10 protein-coding genes are annotated in these 13,053 nt (G+C 68.7%); 4 read left to right on the forward strand and 6 right to left on the reverse strand.

The window, feature by feature from the left end; all coding sequences use genetic code 11:
• The first annotated feature begins 72 nt into the window (after positions 1–72).
• A complete protein-coding gene (gene sucB, locus AB0P21_RS06930) occupies positions 73–2,175 on the forward strand; it encodes a 2-oxoglutarate dehydrogenase, E2 component, dihydrolipoamide succinyltransferase (protein WP_363694345.1) in 2,103 nt (700 codons plus the stop codon).
• A 30-nt stretch (positions 2,176–2,205) separates the two neighbouring features.
• A complete protein-coding gene (locus tag AB0P21_RS06935; protein WP_363694346.1) occupies positions 2,206–3,093 on the forward strand; it encodes a TIGR01777 family oxidoreductase in 888 nt (295 codons plus the stop codon).
• A 21-nt stretch (positions 3,094–3,114) separates the two neighbouring features.
• Here the strand turns inward: AB0P21_RS06935 and AB0P21_RS06940 are convergent, their stop codons facing one another.
• Positions 3,115–4,491, reverse strand: a complete 1,377-nt coding sequence (locus tag AB0P21_RS06940) for a protein kinase family protein (RefSeq protein ID WP_363694348.1) — start codon at positions 4,489–4,491, stop codon at positions 3,115–3,117.
• A gap of 119 nt (positions 4,492–4,610) precedes the next feature.
• Here AB0P21_RS06940 and lipB point away from each other — a divergent pair, with 119 nt between their 5' ends.
• Together lipB and AB0P21_RS06950 are read left to right on the forward strand one after the other, a co-directional pair.
• Complete coding sequence (gene lipB / locus AB0P21_RS06945) at positions 4,611–5,330, forward strand: lipoyl(octanoyl) transferase LipB (protein WP_363694350.1); 720 nt, start codon at positions 4,611–4,613, stop codon at positions 5,328–5,330.
• A 222-nt stretch (positions 5,331–5,552) separates the two neighbouring features.
• Positions 5,553–7,613, forward strand: a complete 2,061-nt coding sequence (locus AB0P21_RS06950) for a hypothetical protein (protein WP_363694351.1) — start codon at positions 5,553–5,555, stop codon at positions 7,611–7,613.
• Positions 7,614–7,690: 77 nt separating this feature from the next.
• Here AB0P21_RS06950 and AB0P21_RS06955 read toward each other — a convergent pair whose 3' ends face one another.
• The 5 genes from AB0P21_RS06955 to AB0P21_RS06975 all read right to left on the reverse strand — a co-directional run bounded on the left by AB0P21_RS06955 (position 7,691) and on the right by AB0P21_RS06975 (position 13,037).
• Positions 7,691–8,656: a LysR family transcriptional regulator gene (locus AB0P21_RS06955; RefSeq protein WP_363694353.1), complete on the reverse strand. Its 966-nt coding sequence runs from the start codon at positions 8,654–8,656 to the stop codon at positions 7,691–7,693.
• Between the two features lie 108 nt (positions 8,657–8,764).
• Complete coding sequence (locus tag AB0P21_RS06960; protein WP_363694354.1) at positions 8,765–9,937, reverse strand: ABC transporter permease; 1,173 nt, start codon at positions 9,935–9,937, stop codon at positions 8,765–8,767.
• The gene (locus AB0P21_RS06965; RefSeq protein ID WP_363694436.1) at positions 9,934–10,824 is read right to left on the reverse strand and encodes an ATP-binding cassette domain-containing protein; all 891 of its coding nucleotides are present in this window, start codon (positions 10,822–10,824) and stop codon (positions 9,934–9,936) included. Before AB0P21_RS06965 ends, AB0P21_RS06960 begins: the two co-directional genes overlap by 4 nt.
• A gap of 160 nt (positions 10,825–10,984) precedes the next feature.
• The gene (locus AB0P21_RS06970; protein WP_363694355.1) at positions 10,985–11,659 is read right to left on the reverse strand and encodes a response regulator transcription factor; all 675 of its coding nucleotides are present in this window, start codon (positions 11,657–11,659) and stop codon (positions 10,985–10,987) included.
• Positions 11,652–13,037, reverse strand: coding sequence for a sensor histidine kinase (locus AB0P21_RS06975; RefSeq protein WP_363694356.1), 1,386 nt, complete (start codon positions 13,035–13,037; stop codon positions 11,652–11,654). Before AB0P21_RS06975 ends, AB0P21_RS06970 begins: the two co-directional genes overlap by 8 nt.
• Between the last annotated feature and the right edge of the window lie 16 nt (positions 13,038–13,053).

Below are 13,053 nucleotides of genomic sequence, written 5' to 3' on the forward strand. Positions count from 1 at the left end.
ACCCAGATCCCGCCGGTTCGAGCGGCACCGTAGGCTGAACACGACCGATCAGACGAAGGAGCAACGACCGTCATGCCGACCTCAGTATCCCTGCCGGCCCTCGGGGAGAGCGTCACCGAAGGAACCGTCACCCGCTGGCTCAAGCAGGTCGGTGACACGGTTGCCGTCGACGAGCCCCTGCTGGAGGTCTCGACCGACAAGGTCGACACCGAGATCCCCTCCCCCGTGGCCGGCACCCTGCTGGAGATCAAGGCCGCCGAGGACGAGACCGTAGAGGTCGGCGCCGAACTGGCCGTCATCGGCGACGCCGGCGAGTCCACCGCCTCCGACAACGGCCAGGCCCCTGCTGAAGCTCCCGCCGAGGCCCCCGCCGAAGCCCCCGCCGAGGAGGCCCCGGCCGCTCCCGCAGCCGAAGCCCCCGCCGCTCAGGCACCTGCAGCGGAAGCGCCCGCTGCCGAGGCACCGCAGGCCGAGGCCGCGCCGCAGGCGCAGGCTGCCCCGGCCACCTCGAGCGACGCCTCTGCCGACAACTCGGCCGAATCGGCCCCGGCCGCCGCGGCCTCTCCGGCCGCATCTGAGCCGGCCTCCGGCGCCGCGTCCGGTACGTCGGTAACGCTGCCCGCGCTGGGCGAGAGCGTCACCGAAGGCACCGTCACCCGCTGGCTCAAGCAGGTCGGCGACGACGTAGCCGTCGACGAGCCGCTGCTCGAGGTCTCCACCGACAAGGTCGACACCGAGATCCCGTCCCCCGTCGCCGGCAAGCTGCTGGAGATCAAGGTCGCGGAAGACGAGACCGTCGAGGTAGGCGCCGAACTCGCCATCGTCGGCTCCGGCGACGCAGCCCCGGCCGCGTCAGCCCCCGCCCCGTCGGCCCCCGCCGAGTCCGCCCCCGCTCAGTCGGCCCCCGCCGCCGAGCAGGCAGCCCCGGCTCCCGCCGCCCAGGCACCCACAGCGCAGGCTCCGGCAGCAGAGGCCCCGGCCGCACAGGCTCCTGCCCCGCAGGCACCCGCAGCCCAGGGCCCGCCCGCTCAGGCCTCGCAGGCGCCCGCCGCACAAGCACCTGCCGCACAGGCCCCCGCGCCCCAGGCACCGGCAGCTCAGGCTCCGGCTCCGCAGGCAGCTCCGCCAGCTCAGCCTGCAGCCCAGGCCCCGGCGCCGCAGTCCGCTCAGCCTGCAGCTCAGGTACCGGCCCCGCAGGCAAGCCAGGCTCCGGCAGCCTCGTCGAATGGTTCCTCTTCAGACGCCCCGAACTACGTCACCCCCTTGGTCCGCAAGCTCGCAACTGAGCACCAGGTGGACCTCGCCGCAGTACAGGGCACCGGCGTCGGTGGCCGCATCCGTAAGCAGGACGTGCTCGCCGCAGCCGAGGCTCAGAAGGCCGCCGCTGCTGCGGCTGCCGCCGCTCCGGCCCCGGCCGCTGCTGCCTCCGCCCCCGCGGCGAAGGCTGCCGCACCGGTCAGCCCGCTGCGTGGCACCACCGAGAAGATGAGCCGGATCCGCAAGGCCATCGCCAGCCACATGGTCAACTCGCTGCACGTCTCGGCGCAGCTGACCACCGTGGTCGAGGTGGACGTCACCGAGATCTCCAAGCTCCGGAACGCGAAGAAGGCCGAGTTCGAGGCCCGCGAGGGCGTCAAGCTGTCCTTCCTGCCGTTCTTCGCGCTCGCCGCGGTGGACGCGCTGAAGCAGTACCCGAAGCTGAACGCCTCGATCAACGACGAGGCCGGCGAGGTCACGTACCACGCGGCCGAGCACCTGGGGATCGCCGTCGACGCCGAGAAGGGCCTGATGGTCCCGGTCGTGCACAACGCCGGCGACCTGAACATCGCCGGCCTGGCGAAGAAGATCGCCGACCTGGCCAACCGGGTCCGGATCAACAAGGTGCTGCCGGACGAGATGGCGGGCGGCACATTCACGATCACCAACACCGGTAGCCGGGGCGCGCTGTTCGACACCCCGATCCTGAACCAGCCGCAGGTCGGCATGCTCGGCACCGGCGCGGTCGTCAAGCGCCCGGTCGTCATCACCCACCCGGAGCTCGGCGAGACGATCGCGATCCGGCAGATGGTCTACCTGGCGCTGACCTACGACCACCGTCTGGTCGACGGCGCCGACGCGGCCCGCTACCTGACCGCGGTCAAGCAGCGCCTCGAGGAAGCCCAGTTCGACGTCTGATCCCACCAGGAAGCCGGAGCTGACTGACCAGTGAAGTACGTGCTCGCCGGTTCCTCCGGCTTCCTCGGCAAGGCCCTCGCAAGTGACTTGGTGGCTGCCGGCCACCAGGTCACCCGGCTGGTACGGCGTGAGCCGTCCCAGCCGAGCGAGGTTTGGTGGGATCCCGCGCGGGGGCAACTCGATCCTCGCGCGCTGGAGAACGCCGACATCCTGATCAACCTGGCCGGCGCGAACATCGGCCAGCCCTGGACCCCGACGTACCGCGCTGTCATCCGGGAGAGTCGGGTCAGCACGACCGGCACCCTCGCCGCAGCCGCCGCGCAACTCGATCGGCCGCCGGTGTTCATCACCCAGAGCGGTGTCGGCGGGTACGGCCGAGACTGCGGCGATCAGATCCTGACCGAGGAATCCGAACTCGGTGAAGGTTTCCTCGCCGACGTCGTACGGTTGTGGGAAGGCGCTGCCGATCCGGCCCGCGAAGCCGGCTGCCGTGTCATTGCTCTGCGCACCGGTGTTGTTCTCGGTCATTCTGCTCCTGCCTTCCAGTTGATGTCGCTTCCGTTCCGGCTGGGCGCCGGTGGGCGTCTCGGCTCGGGCAAGCAGTACTTCCCCGTCGTCTCGCTGGCCGACTGGTTGCGCGCCGTCCGCCACTGCGCTGAGAACGAGCAGGTCTCCGGCCCGGTGAACGTCACGCTCCCGGAGCCCGCCACCAACGCCGAATTCACCAAGGCGCTGGGCGCGGCTCTGCATCGGCCGACGCTGCTTCCTATTCCTTCGGTTCTGATGACCACCCTTCTGGGCGAGTTCGCGTGGGAGCTTCTCGGCAGCAAGCGAGCGCTTCCCGACGCGCTGCTCTCGACGTCCTTCACCTTCACGCACCCCACGGTCGCGCCTGCCCTCCAGTCGGCTCTTGCCTAACTTGTCTCCGCTGGCACTGCTTTAGGCCGCTGCGATCGCGGAGATTCGCCAGCCGGGACCATTTGCGGTGAGTGTGATGCGCCGTGATGTTGGTGTGCCTGGTGGGAAGGCAGTCCGTTGGCCCGAGCTACTGACGGCTGCTCCAGCGACCAGCCGATCGACGATTCGCAGTACGACGGTCTTCGGGTTTGCGGCTTCAATCTTCACCGTCTTGATCTCCAAGCGGAGGTCTTCGATGCGGAGGCGTTGGCTGCGGTAGGTGGCGATCAGTTTGCGGTCGGCGGTCCACGGCGGGCTGCCGCTGACGTAGACAGCGTTCAGTTCGCCGGGATCCAGCCGAGCGAACGCGCGGGATCGGCTGCTGTCCAGCGCTTGCAGAATCTGTAACCACTGCTGGTCCTTCGCTGCGCTGGGCATGCGAGACGGTGTTGGGGTGGGTTGTGGAGTTGGGGTTGGAGTTGGGTGGGTGGTTTGGTCTGCTGCGGCAGTGGAGGTGTTGGCGGGATCGCCAAGAACGCCGAGAGTTGCTATCCCGATCGCGAGCGTTGTCACCGCGCCGGCTCCGCAGGCCGCGAGGATTCCGTAGGCGGCGCGCTTGGTGTGCAGGAATCGGCGGATCTGGCCAGCGGTTGGACGACCGGATCTGCGTGCGGCCGCCCGACGTATTGCGGCCTTGGCTATTGGTGGCTTGCGATGGGTTGGGCGAACCAGCCGCTGAGAAGGTGCCTGCGTGGGAACCGAGTACGGCGTCGACGTGGGTTGCTGGTCGGGAGTGAAGCCGAGGTCTATGGGCAGAGGAAGAGCTTGCTGGAGGGCGTGACGGGCCAACTGGTCGGCGGTACTGAAGACAGCTGGAGGGAAGGTCTTTGCCGTGCTGCCGGCGGCTTGGGCGATCTCGGAGAGGGACTGCAGGTCGGACTCCGGAGTGGCGGATGGGACAAGGCTGCGAAGACCTGCGTCGGTGATCACTGGGCGGCCGTCGGCGTCGAACATGATGTTGTCGGAGGTCAACCGACCGTGGGGCAGGCCGGTGCCGTGGAGCAAGGACAGAGCTTGAGCCAGCGGGCTGAGCAGGGTGACCAGCTCGCCTGGTGACAGCACGCCTCGACGTTCCAGCAGCGAGGTCAGCGTGCCGGCAGCGACGTACTGGCTGAAGAGGAGCCACTCGCGGTCGGATTCGCGGACCTCGTACAGGCGGGCGAGGTGAGGGTGGTCGATGGTGCGGGCGAGCTCCAGATCGCCGAGGAAGCCCTTCGGCGCTGGGACGGTGCTCTTCGGGATGCGTTTGAGCACAGCGTGCCGCCCGGTGGCCAGGTCGCGGAGCAGCCAGACCGTGCCGGCCGTTCCGGACCCGAGCCCCCGTCGCAGGCTGTAGCCGGAGAGGTCTTCGTGTTCCATACCCAAGAGGATGCAGGGATCGGCCTCGACCGGCCGGAAGTTATCCACAGCCCTGGCTCCGACCGGGCCCTGTGGATGGCGGCGAACGGCCTCCGGACGGGCCGCCTACACTCGAAGTCGTGAGCGCAATCAAGTATGTGGAGGCCGGCTTCGGCGCCAACGCGGTGGACTACGAGCAGGCCTGGGCCGAGCAACGGCGCCTGCACGCGCAGGTTGCCGAAGGCACCGGACCGGACACGGTCATCCTGCTCGAGCACCCGCCGGTCTACACGGCCGGCAAGCGCACCGAGCCGCACGAGCGACCGCTGGACGGTACGCCGGTGGTCGACGTTGACCGCGGCGGCAAGATCACCTGGCACGGTCCTGGTCAATTGGTTGGCTACCCGATCGTGAAGCTCGCCTCGCACGTGTACGTCGTGGACTACGTGCGCCGGCTCGAAGAGGCGCTGATCGCGGTCTGCGCCGAGCTCGGTGTGCGAACCGGGCGGGTGAAGGGACGCAGCGGCGTCTGGGTGCCTGCCGACGAGCGCGGCAAGGAGCGGAAGATCGCCGCCATCGGGATCCGGGTCTCGCAAGGCGTCACCATGCACGGTTTCGCGCTGAACTGCGACAACGACCTGACCTGGTTCGACCGGATCGTGCCGTGCGGGATCTCGGACGCCGACGTCACCACGTTGTCGCAGGAGCTCGGCCGGGACGTGGCGATCGCCGAGGTGCTCGAGCCGGTACGCCGTCACCTCGACGTGGTGCTGTCCTGGCAGGACTATCAACGCTCCCCTGACCTCGGGCACGACGAGGAGCCGGCGCCGGCTGGCATCACGTACGGGCTCACCGTCTGACTCAGCGGGAAAGTGGGGCCTGACTCCGCGAGGACCATAGGCCCGACCTGATCGGCGAGGTTCGGCTTGGCCAACGGGATTGTCGGCCTGATCCAACGGGGTGATTTGTCCTGCCCCGGTGGAGAGGTTTGGCTAGCGGTGGGTGGCGGCGCCGGTGGGTGACGTAAAGATTGAGCGAAGTGTCGCCGCTGTGCGGAGCGTGATCGTCGCTACGGTGTGGAGGTGTCCAAATTTCTCGGCTTCCTCCTTGGTATCGCGGTAGCGCTCGTCGGACCGGCCATGTTCGGGGTCCTCGCGGCGGACGGCGGTATCAAGCTGAACGCGAAGGAGATGGCGCTTGCCTACGGCATCGGCGCGCTGATCTTCTGGACCGTGGCGTCGTACTTCGCGGGTGCCGCGGCACTCGGTGCGGCGCTGACCTTCGGCGCGATGATCTACACCGTGCACTGGATCCCCAACCGGCTGACGAACTTCCTCAACGACGTGCCGGGGGTGACCACCGGGATGATCGACGGGATCAAGCAGTACACGCTGAACGGTGTAGTACCGATCCTCGCGGTGATCTCGCTGATCTTCGGCATCCAGTCGATCGTGCGGTCGGTGCAACGCCGGCGGCGCGCGCGGGTCGAGGCGGATCGCCTGCAGCGTGAGCAGGAAGCCGCGGTTCAGGCGCAGCAGATGCCGGAGCCGCCGGTCGCCGTTGCTGCTGTTGCCCCGGGCGACTATCCGGCGGAGAACAACCGGTTCGGCAACAACTTCGGGAACAGCAACTACGACGATCTGTTCGACGACGAGCCGGTGGAGACGCCGTTCAAGCCGCGGAACCAGGCGGACGAGCAGACGACGCAGTTCGACCCGGCGGCTGCGGGGATGGCCTACTCCTCCGAGGCTGGGCGGGACGATACGGCTGAGAACGAGCACGACCGTGATGATCGTGGCGATGAGACGGTGCTCGTGCCGACGGATTCTGATCAGACGGTGTTGGTGCCGACGGACTCCGATGAGACTGAGCTCGTGCGGGCGGATGAGCAGACGGTTGCCGATGACACCGATTCGGACGAGACGGTAGTTGCCGCCTCGCCTCAGGTTGCTCCGGTGCAGCGGGTTGACGAGTCGGAGGATGCGGCCGCGGAGGCTCGTACTGCGCCGGGCGTCGCGCAGGCTGATGCTGAGGAGACTGTCGTGCAGCGCGGTGGTGGGTCTCAGGACGATGGTGACGCCACGCAGCCGGTGCCGGTGCCGGTGCCGGTGCCTGAGCCGGAGGCTCCCAAGCACGTTGCGCCTCGAGTGGCTGGCAACCAGCAGGCCGTAGTACCTGAGGCGGCTGCTGGAGCGGTGGCTGGTGCGGCTTCTCCGGTGGACGATGGCGGTGAGCCTACTCAGGCGATGCCGGTCAGTCGTCCGCAGGCGACGCAGGCTGTCGCGCCTGTAGCTCCGGTGGAGGACGACGGCGGTGAAGCGACGCAGGCGGTGCCTGTGACTCGGCGGGACACGGGAGTGCCGGTCGCTGGAACGCACAGCGCGGCTCCGCGGGAGGACGATGGTGGTGAGGCGACACAGGCTGTGCCGGTGACTCGGCCTGACGTAGCTGGGCGAGCGCCTGCGCCGCAGAGTCAGACACCGCAGGCATCCGCGTCGCAGGCATCGCAGGCATCGGGGTATGGCGCCACGACGCAGAGCGCGGCTCAGGATGACGACGGGGGCGAGGCAACGCAGGCGGTGCCGGTAACTCGACCGCAGGCAACAGCACCCACGGCGCCGTCAGCACCCGCAACCGCACCTCAGGATGACGACGGTGGCGAGCCAACGCAGGCTGTGCCGGTGAATCGGCCGCAGGCAGCAGCACCCGCCGCGCCGCCCGCAACCGCGCCACAGGCACCCGCGTCGCCGGTGCAGGCACCGCAAGCGTCGGCTCCTCAAGCTGCAGCGCCTGAGTTGTTTGACCAGGAAGATCCTCGCTCGCAGGCACCCGCACCCTGGGCTGCCGCACCGCGAAGCGACCGCAGCGCAGGCTCCAACTGGGACGACGACGGCGGCGAGGCGACCCAAGCTGTTCCGGTGAGCCGGCCAGAAACAGACGCACCCGTCGCGCCGCAGACGCACACCCCGCAGGCTGGCTTGCATCGCAAGGAAGAGATGGGTCAGCAGTACCGCGAGCGGATGGATCCGCCGGATGTCGACGACACCGGGGAGTTCTTCATGGGCGCGTTCGAGAGCCCCACCACCGAGCAGTCATCGTCGCGGATGGAGCTTCCCGGGCACTTCCGGCCCGCCGGGACCTGATCCGGAGTACAGACAACAGAGCAGAACAGGAAGAGCCCCCGCCAAACGGCGGGGGCTCTTTCACGTGGCGAGGAGAGTCAGGCGACGTGCATCCGCTGGTGCTGGCCCCAGCGGGCGTGCTCGGCGAAAGCCTCGTCGTAGGCGTGCATCGCCATCTGGCAGACATCCGCCGCCATCTGGGCCCGCGGGGATTCGGTGCTCCAGGCAAGCATCAGGCGGCGGTGGATCGGGTCGCCGGCCAGCGGGCGGGTGGTGACGTCGCTGGACAGCATCCGGTACGACGTGGGCGAGATCAGCGCGACGCCCTGGCCGCTGGTGACGAAGCCCATCAGCACCGAGGTGTCGACCGAGTGGTGCTCGATCTTCGGCTGGAAGCCGGCTTGCTCGCAGGCCGCCCGGAAGAGCACGTGGAAGCCGCTGTCGTCCGGCGGCTCGCCGATCCACTCCTCGTCGGACAGCGTCGACAGGTCGATGTCGGAGCGGTGCCGGGTCGCCATCGCGAGCGGGTGATCCGCAGCCAGTACGACGTACGCCGACTCCGATTCGACGATCGTGCGCGCCTCCACCCCGCTCGGCAGCCGCAGCTCGAAGCCGGGGAACTCTCGCAGCAAAGCGAAATCGAGCCGCCCGCTCTCCAGTTGTTGCAGCAGCACGCTGGTGGCCCACTCGACCTCGATGCTGACCTGCTCGATCTCACCGTGGTCCCGCAGCCGGCTGGCGATTCCCGACATCGGTGCCGTCGGGAATCCGCCCAGCCGGACCGCACTCGACTCGACCGCGGTCATCGCCGACACCGTCGCGGACAGGTGGTCCACATCGACGAGGATCGCCCTGGCCCGGTCCACCGCGTACCGGCCCAAAGCGGTCGGGGTGACACCGGTGCGGGAACGCTCGAAGAGCTCCCCGCCAAACGCCGACTCGATGCGCTTGAGCTGGGCGGTCAGGCTCGGCTGGCTCACCTTCAGCCAGCGGGCGGCCCGACCGACGGACCCTGCTTCTGCCACCAGGACCACCACCCTGAGGTGGCGCAGCTCAACGTTCATGCATCGTGACCGTAGTCCAGTTTCCGGCCGCACACACAGTCGTCGCGTGTTGCGGTTTTGTCACAGGCCACTAAATTCGTGTAACGCCGGGCCGATTCTCACGATAGGTCATGACGACTTGAGAGAAATCGCCTCTCGGTAACCAAGTTTGCGCCCGGTCTGCAGCAGCGTCCGCTCGTACAGACGTGCCCCCAGCCGGATGATCAAAACGGTGGTCACCACCAGAATCGCGATCGCCGCCAGCGGCTGCCACAGCGGCACGTGCTCGGTCAGCATCCGGCCCGGCATCGACATCGAGGACGCGATCGGCACGAACGACGCCACCGTCTTGGCCTCGGCGCCGGCGAAGGCGGAGAAGAAGAACGGGATCATCAGGATCATCTGGCCCGGCAGCGTGGTCGAGCCGAGATCCTCCTGCCGGGTGGCCAGCGATCCCGCCACCGCCCAGAGCCCGGCCAGCGCGACGAAGCCGAGCACGAAGAACACCACGAACCAGCCCGCCACCGGCGCGATCACCCGGAGGATGTCGGCCTGCCCGGTCACCATCAGCCCGATCAGCGACGCGACCGCGATCACCACGATCTGCCCCAGCGCCAGCACCGTGTTGCCGATCACCTTGCCCCACAGCAGCGCCCGGATCGGGATCGCGGCGGCCAGGATCTCGACCACCCGGCTCTCCTTCTCCTGTACGACGCTCTGCGCGATCATCATCCCGAAGCTGAGCGCGGTGATGTAGAAGATCAGCGCCAGCCCGATGTTCACGAAGCCGGCCACCACCTCGGGCAGCGGTCCCGGGTCGAGCAGCCGTTCCTGCACCTGCGTCCCGGCCCGCAGTTGCTCAGGCGTCAGACCTGCCCGCCCAGCGTTCTGCTCCATCCCGAGATTGGCCGCCGCCTCCCGCAGGTTGCCCTGCAGGCCGCTGTCGATCCGCTGCTTGCCCAGTACTTCGAACCCGTCCTTGCCCGGCAGCAACGCGGCCTTCACGTCGCCGTTCTTGACGAGTTGCTCGGCCGCCGCGGCGTCCGTAGTACGGGTGGACTCGTAGCTGTCGCCGCCCTTGATCGCATCGGCGACCGCGACGACGCGCGCCCCCGCGTCGTCCACCACCGCGATCTTGTCCCGGCCGCCCATCCCCGAGATCAGCGCCGGGATGATGGTCGCGGCCAGCACGACAATCAGCATGAACGCCGTCGAGCCGAGGAAGGTCTTGTCGCGCAGTTTGGTACTGATCTCGCGCTCGGCCACCAGTTGCCACGGGTGCCGCAGGGTGTCGTTGCTCATCGGGTCGCCTCCCGGAAGACGTCGCTCAGCGCCTGCCGCTCGGGCCCGAACTCGAGCACCGGCCCACGGCTCATCGCCTGCTGCAGAATCTGTTGCACAAGGCCCCCATCGTGATCGGTCGCGACATCGAACAGGGCCGTCGCACCGGCCACGTCGCGGACCTTGATCCCCGGTACGTCGCGCAGCCAGCCGGCGTCCCCACCGACCACCAGCCGGTACGTCGTAGTCGGGCCGGCCGCCAGCTCGGCCACCGGGCCCGCGGCAACCACTTTGCCCCGGGACAGCACGATCAGGTCGTCACACAACCGCTCGACCAGCTCGAGTTGGTGGCTGGAGAACAGCACCGGCACCTCCGGCGTCACCTCGTCGCGCAGCAGGTCGACCATCGCGTCGACCGCGAGCGGGTCGAGGCCGCTGAACGGTTCGTCCATCACCAGCGCGATCGGCTCGTGCACCAGCGCCGCGGCGATCTGGACCCGCTGCTGGTTGCCCAGTGAGAGCGTCTCCAGAGTGTCGGTCGCGCGCTCGCTCAGCCCGAGCTGGTTCAGGATCTTGTCGGTCCGCTCGGCCGCCCGGGCCGACGTCATCCCGTGCAACCGGCCGAAGAAGACCAGCTGGTCGCGGATCTTCATCTTCGGGTAGAGCCCGCGCTCCTCCGGCATGTAACCGAAGTCCTGGCGCACCTGTGCCGACAACGGCTCACCGTTCCAGGTCACCGCGCCGGCAGTGGGCGCGAGCACCCCCAGAATGATCCGCATCGTCGTCGTCTTGCCGGCTCCGTTCGCTCCGACGAACCCGGTCATCCGACCCGGCCGTACGTCGAAGCTGACGTCGTCCAGCGCGAGGTGATCACCGAACCGCCGGGTCAACCCAGCAACGCTCAGCATCCCGTTCACCGTTCCTCTGCTACTCCGGCCCCCTGAACCAGGCGAACGCCCGATTCGCTCCCATCACCAGGAGTAGTCACCACGCTAGCGAGCCGAGCCCCCGAAGTACGTCGCCCCGCAGTGTGATCACCCGTGTCATCCGCAGGGGGGACCAATCAGCTCAGTGTTCGTCGCCCGGGATGACCAGACCGCACTCGTAGGCGAAGACGACAGCCTGCACCCGATCGCGGAGCCCCAGTTTGAGCAGCACCCGGGAGACGTGCGTCTTCACAGTCGCCTCGCCGACGAACAGCGAGGTGGCGATCTCCGTGTTGGTCAGCCCCCGCGCGATCAGACCGAGGACCTCGCGCTCGCGCTCGGTCAGATCGGCGACCAGGTCAGGCCGATAGACGCGATCGCCACCACCGGTGAACCGCTTGATGACCCGCCGCGTCACCTCGGGCGCCAGCAAGGCGTGGCCGGAGTGGACCACCTGGATCGCCTCGACCAGATCCTCGGGCGCGGTGTTCTTCAGCAGGAAGCCACTCGCCCCCGCTCCCAGCGACTCGAACAGATAGTCGTCGCGGTCGAAGGTGGTCAGGATGATCACCTTGCCGGCGTCCGCGGTGACGATCCGCTGGGTCGCCGCGATGCCGTCGAGACCAGGCATCTGCACATCCATCAGTACGACGTCAGGCCGCAACTCCAGCGCGAGCTCGACCGCCTTCTCGCCGTCGGCGGCCTCGCCGACCACCTCGATATCGGGCTCGACCGACAGGATCATCCGGAATCCGGCCCGGACCAGGTCCTGGTCGTCCACCAGCAGGACGCGCATCGGCGTACCGGCCTCACTCATCGTCGCTGTTCTCCTTCGGGGTTGCGGCCTGGAGCGGAATCCGGGCCCGGACCCGGAAGCCACCGACCGGGCGGGGGCCGATCTCGCTCTCGCCGCCGAGCAGGCCGACCCTCTCACGGATGCCGACGTGGCCGAGCCGGCTGCCGACCGGCGCGTGCTTGGGGCGGCCGTCGTCGATCACCTCGAGCTCGATCGCGGCGTCGCCCAGATAGCGCAACGTGACGTGCGCGCTGCGGGCGGTCGAGTGCTTGCGGACGTTCGTCAGCGCCTCCTGCGCGATCCGGTAGACCGACACCGAGATCGTCTCCGGCAGCTTCACCGGCTGGCCGATCTGGTGGAAGCCGACCGACAGACCTTCGCCGTTCGCCGCAGAGACCAGCCCGGGCAACCGGTCCGCCCCCGCCTGCGGGGCCTTCGTCGCCGGTACGCCGAGCTCGTCGTCGTCCAGCTCCGGATCGGCCGCGCGCAGCATGCCGAGCAGCTGGCGCATCTCGTTGACCGCGCTCCGGCTGGAGTTCTCGATCACGCTGAGCGCGTTCTTCGCCGCCGCCGGATCCTTCTCCATCACCCGCCGCGCGCCGCCGGCCTGGACGCCGATACTGCTGATGTGGTGCGCGACCACGTCGTGCAGCTCCCGCGAGATCCGCAGCCGCTCGTCGATCACGGCCCGCCGCGCGTTCGCCTGCTGCTGGGTGGCCAGCTCGGCGGCCTGGTGCTCGAGCTCGTATCGCTGCCGGGCGGTGCGCCACGCAGTACGGCCCCAGAAGTAGGCGCCGAAGAAGTACAGGACGTTGAGCGCGAAGTTCAGCAGCACGAAGGACACGTACGGCGAGAGCACTCCCCCGCCCGGCCCCTTGATCGAGTCGTCGGCCAGCGCTTTGACGAAGCCATAGGCGAGCCAGCCGAACATGCCGACGAACACGAACACCATCGTCAGCTTCATCCGGCGCCGGTCCCGCCCCCACGCCACGGCCGCGTAGATGGCCATGAACTGCGTCGCCTGGGTAACCAGGTTGCCGGCGAAGGCGAAGACGTTCCGCTCACCGTTGACGAAGAACAGCACCGAGACGAGCAGCAGCACGGTCAGCGGATACCGCCGCCGCAGGCACAAGGGCAGCGCGACCGCCGCGCTCAGCACGTAGGCCTCGACCCCGCCGAGGCCCAGATCCACCGGCATCCCCGACGTACTCCGGGCCAGGTCGGTGCCGATCACCCCGGCCAGGGCCATCCCGGCACCGAGGGCCAGATCCTGCCGGAGCTGGCGACGGCTCGGCCCGGGCCGCCGCCACTCGGTGGCGTTCGTCACAGTCTGTTCGGCAGCCTGCGGCGCCGAAGTCGCGGCAGAGCGCGGTACAGGCTGTGGCTGCGGGGTGGACATGGTTGCCCAGCCTACG

Origin of the sequence: Kribbella sp. NPDC056861 (assembly GCF_040687575.1) — a bacterium.
Lineage (GTDB): Bacteria > Actinomycetota > Actinomycetes > Propionibacteriales > Kribbellaceae > Kribbella.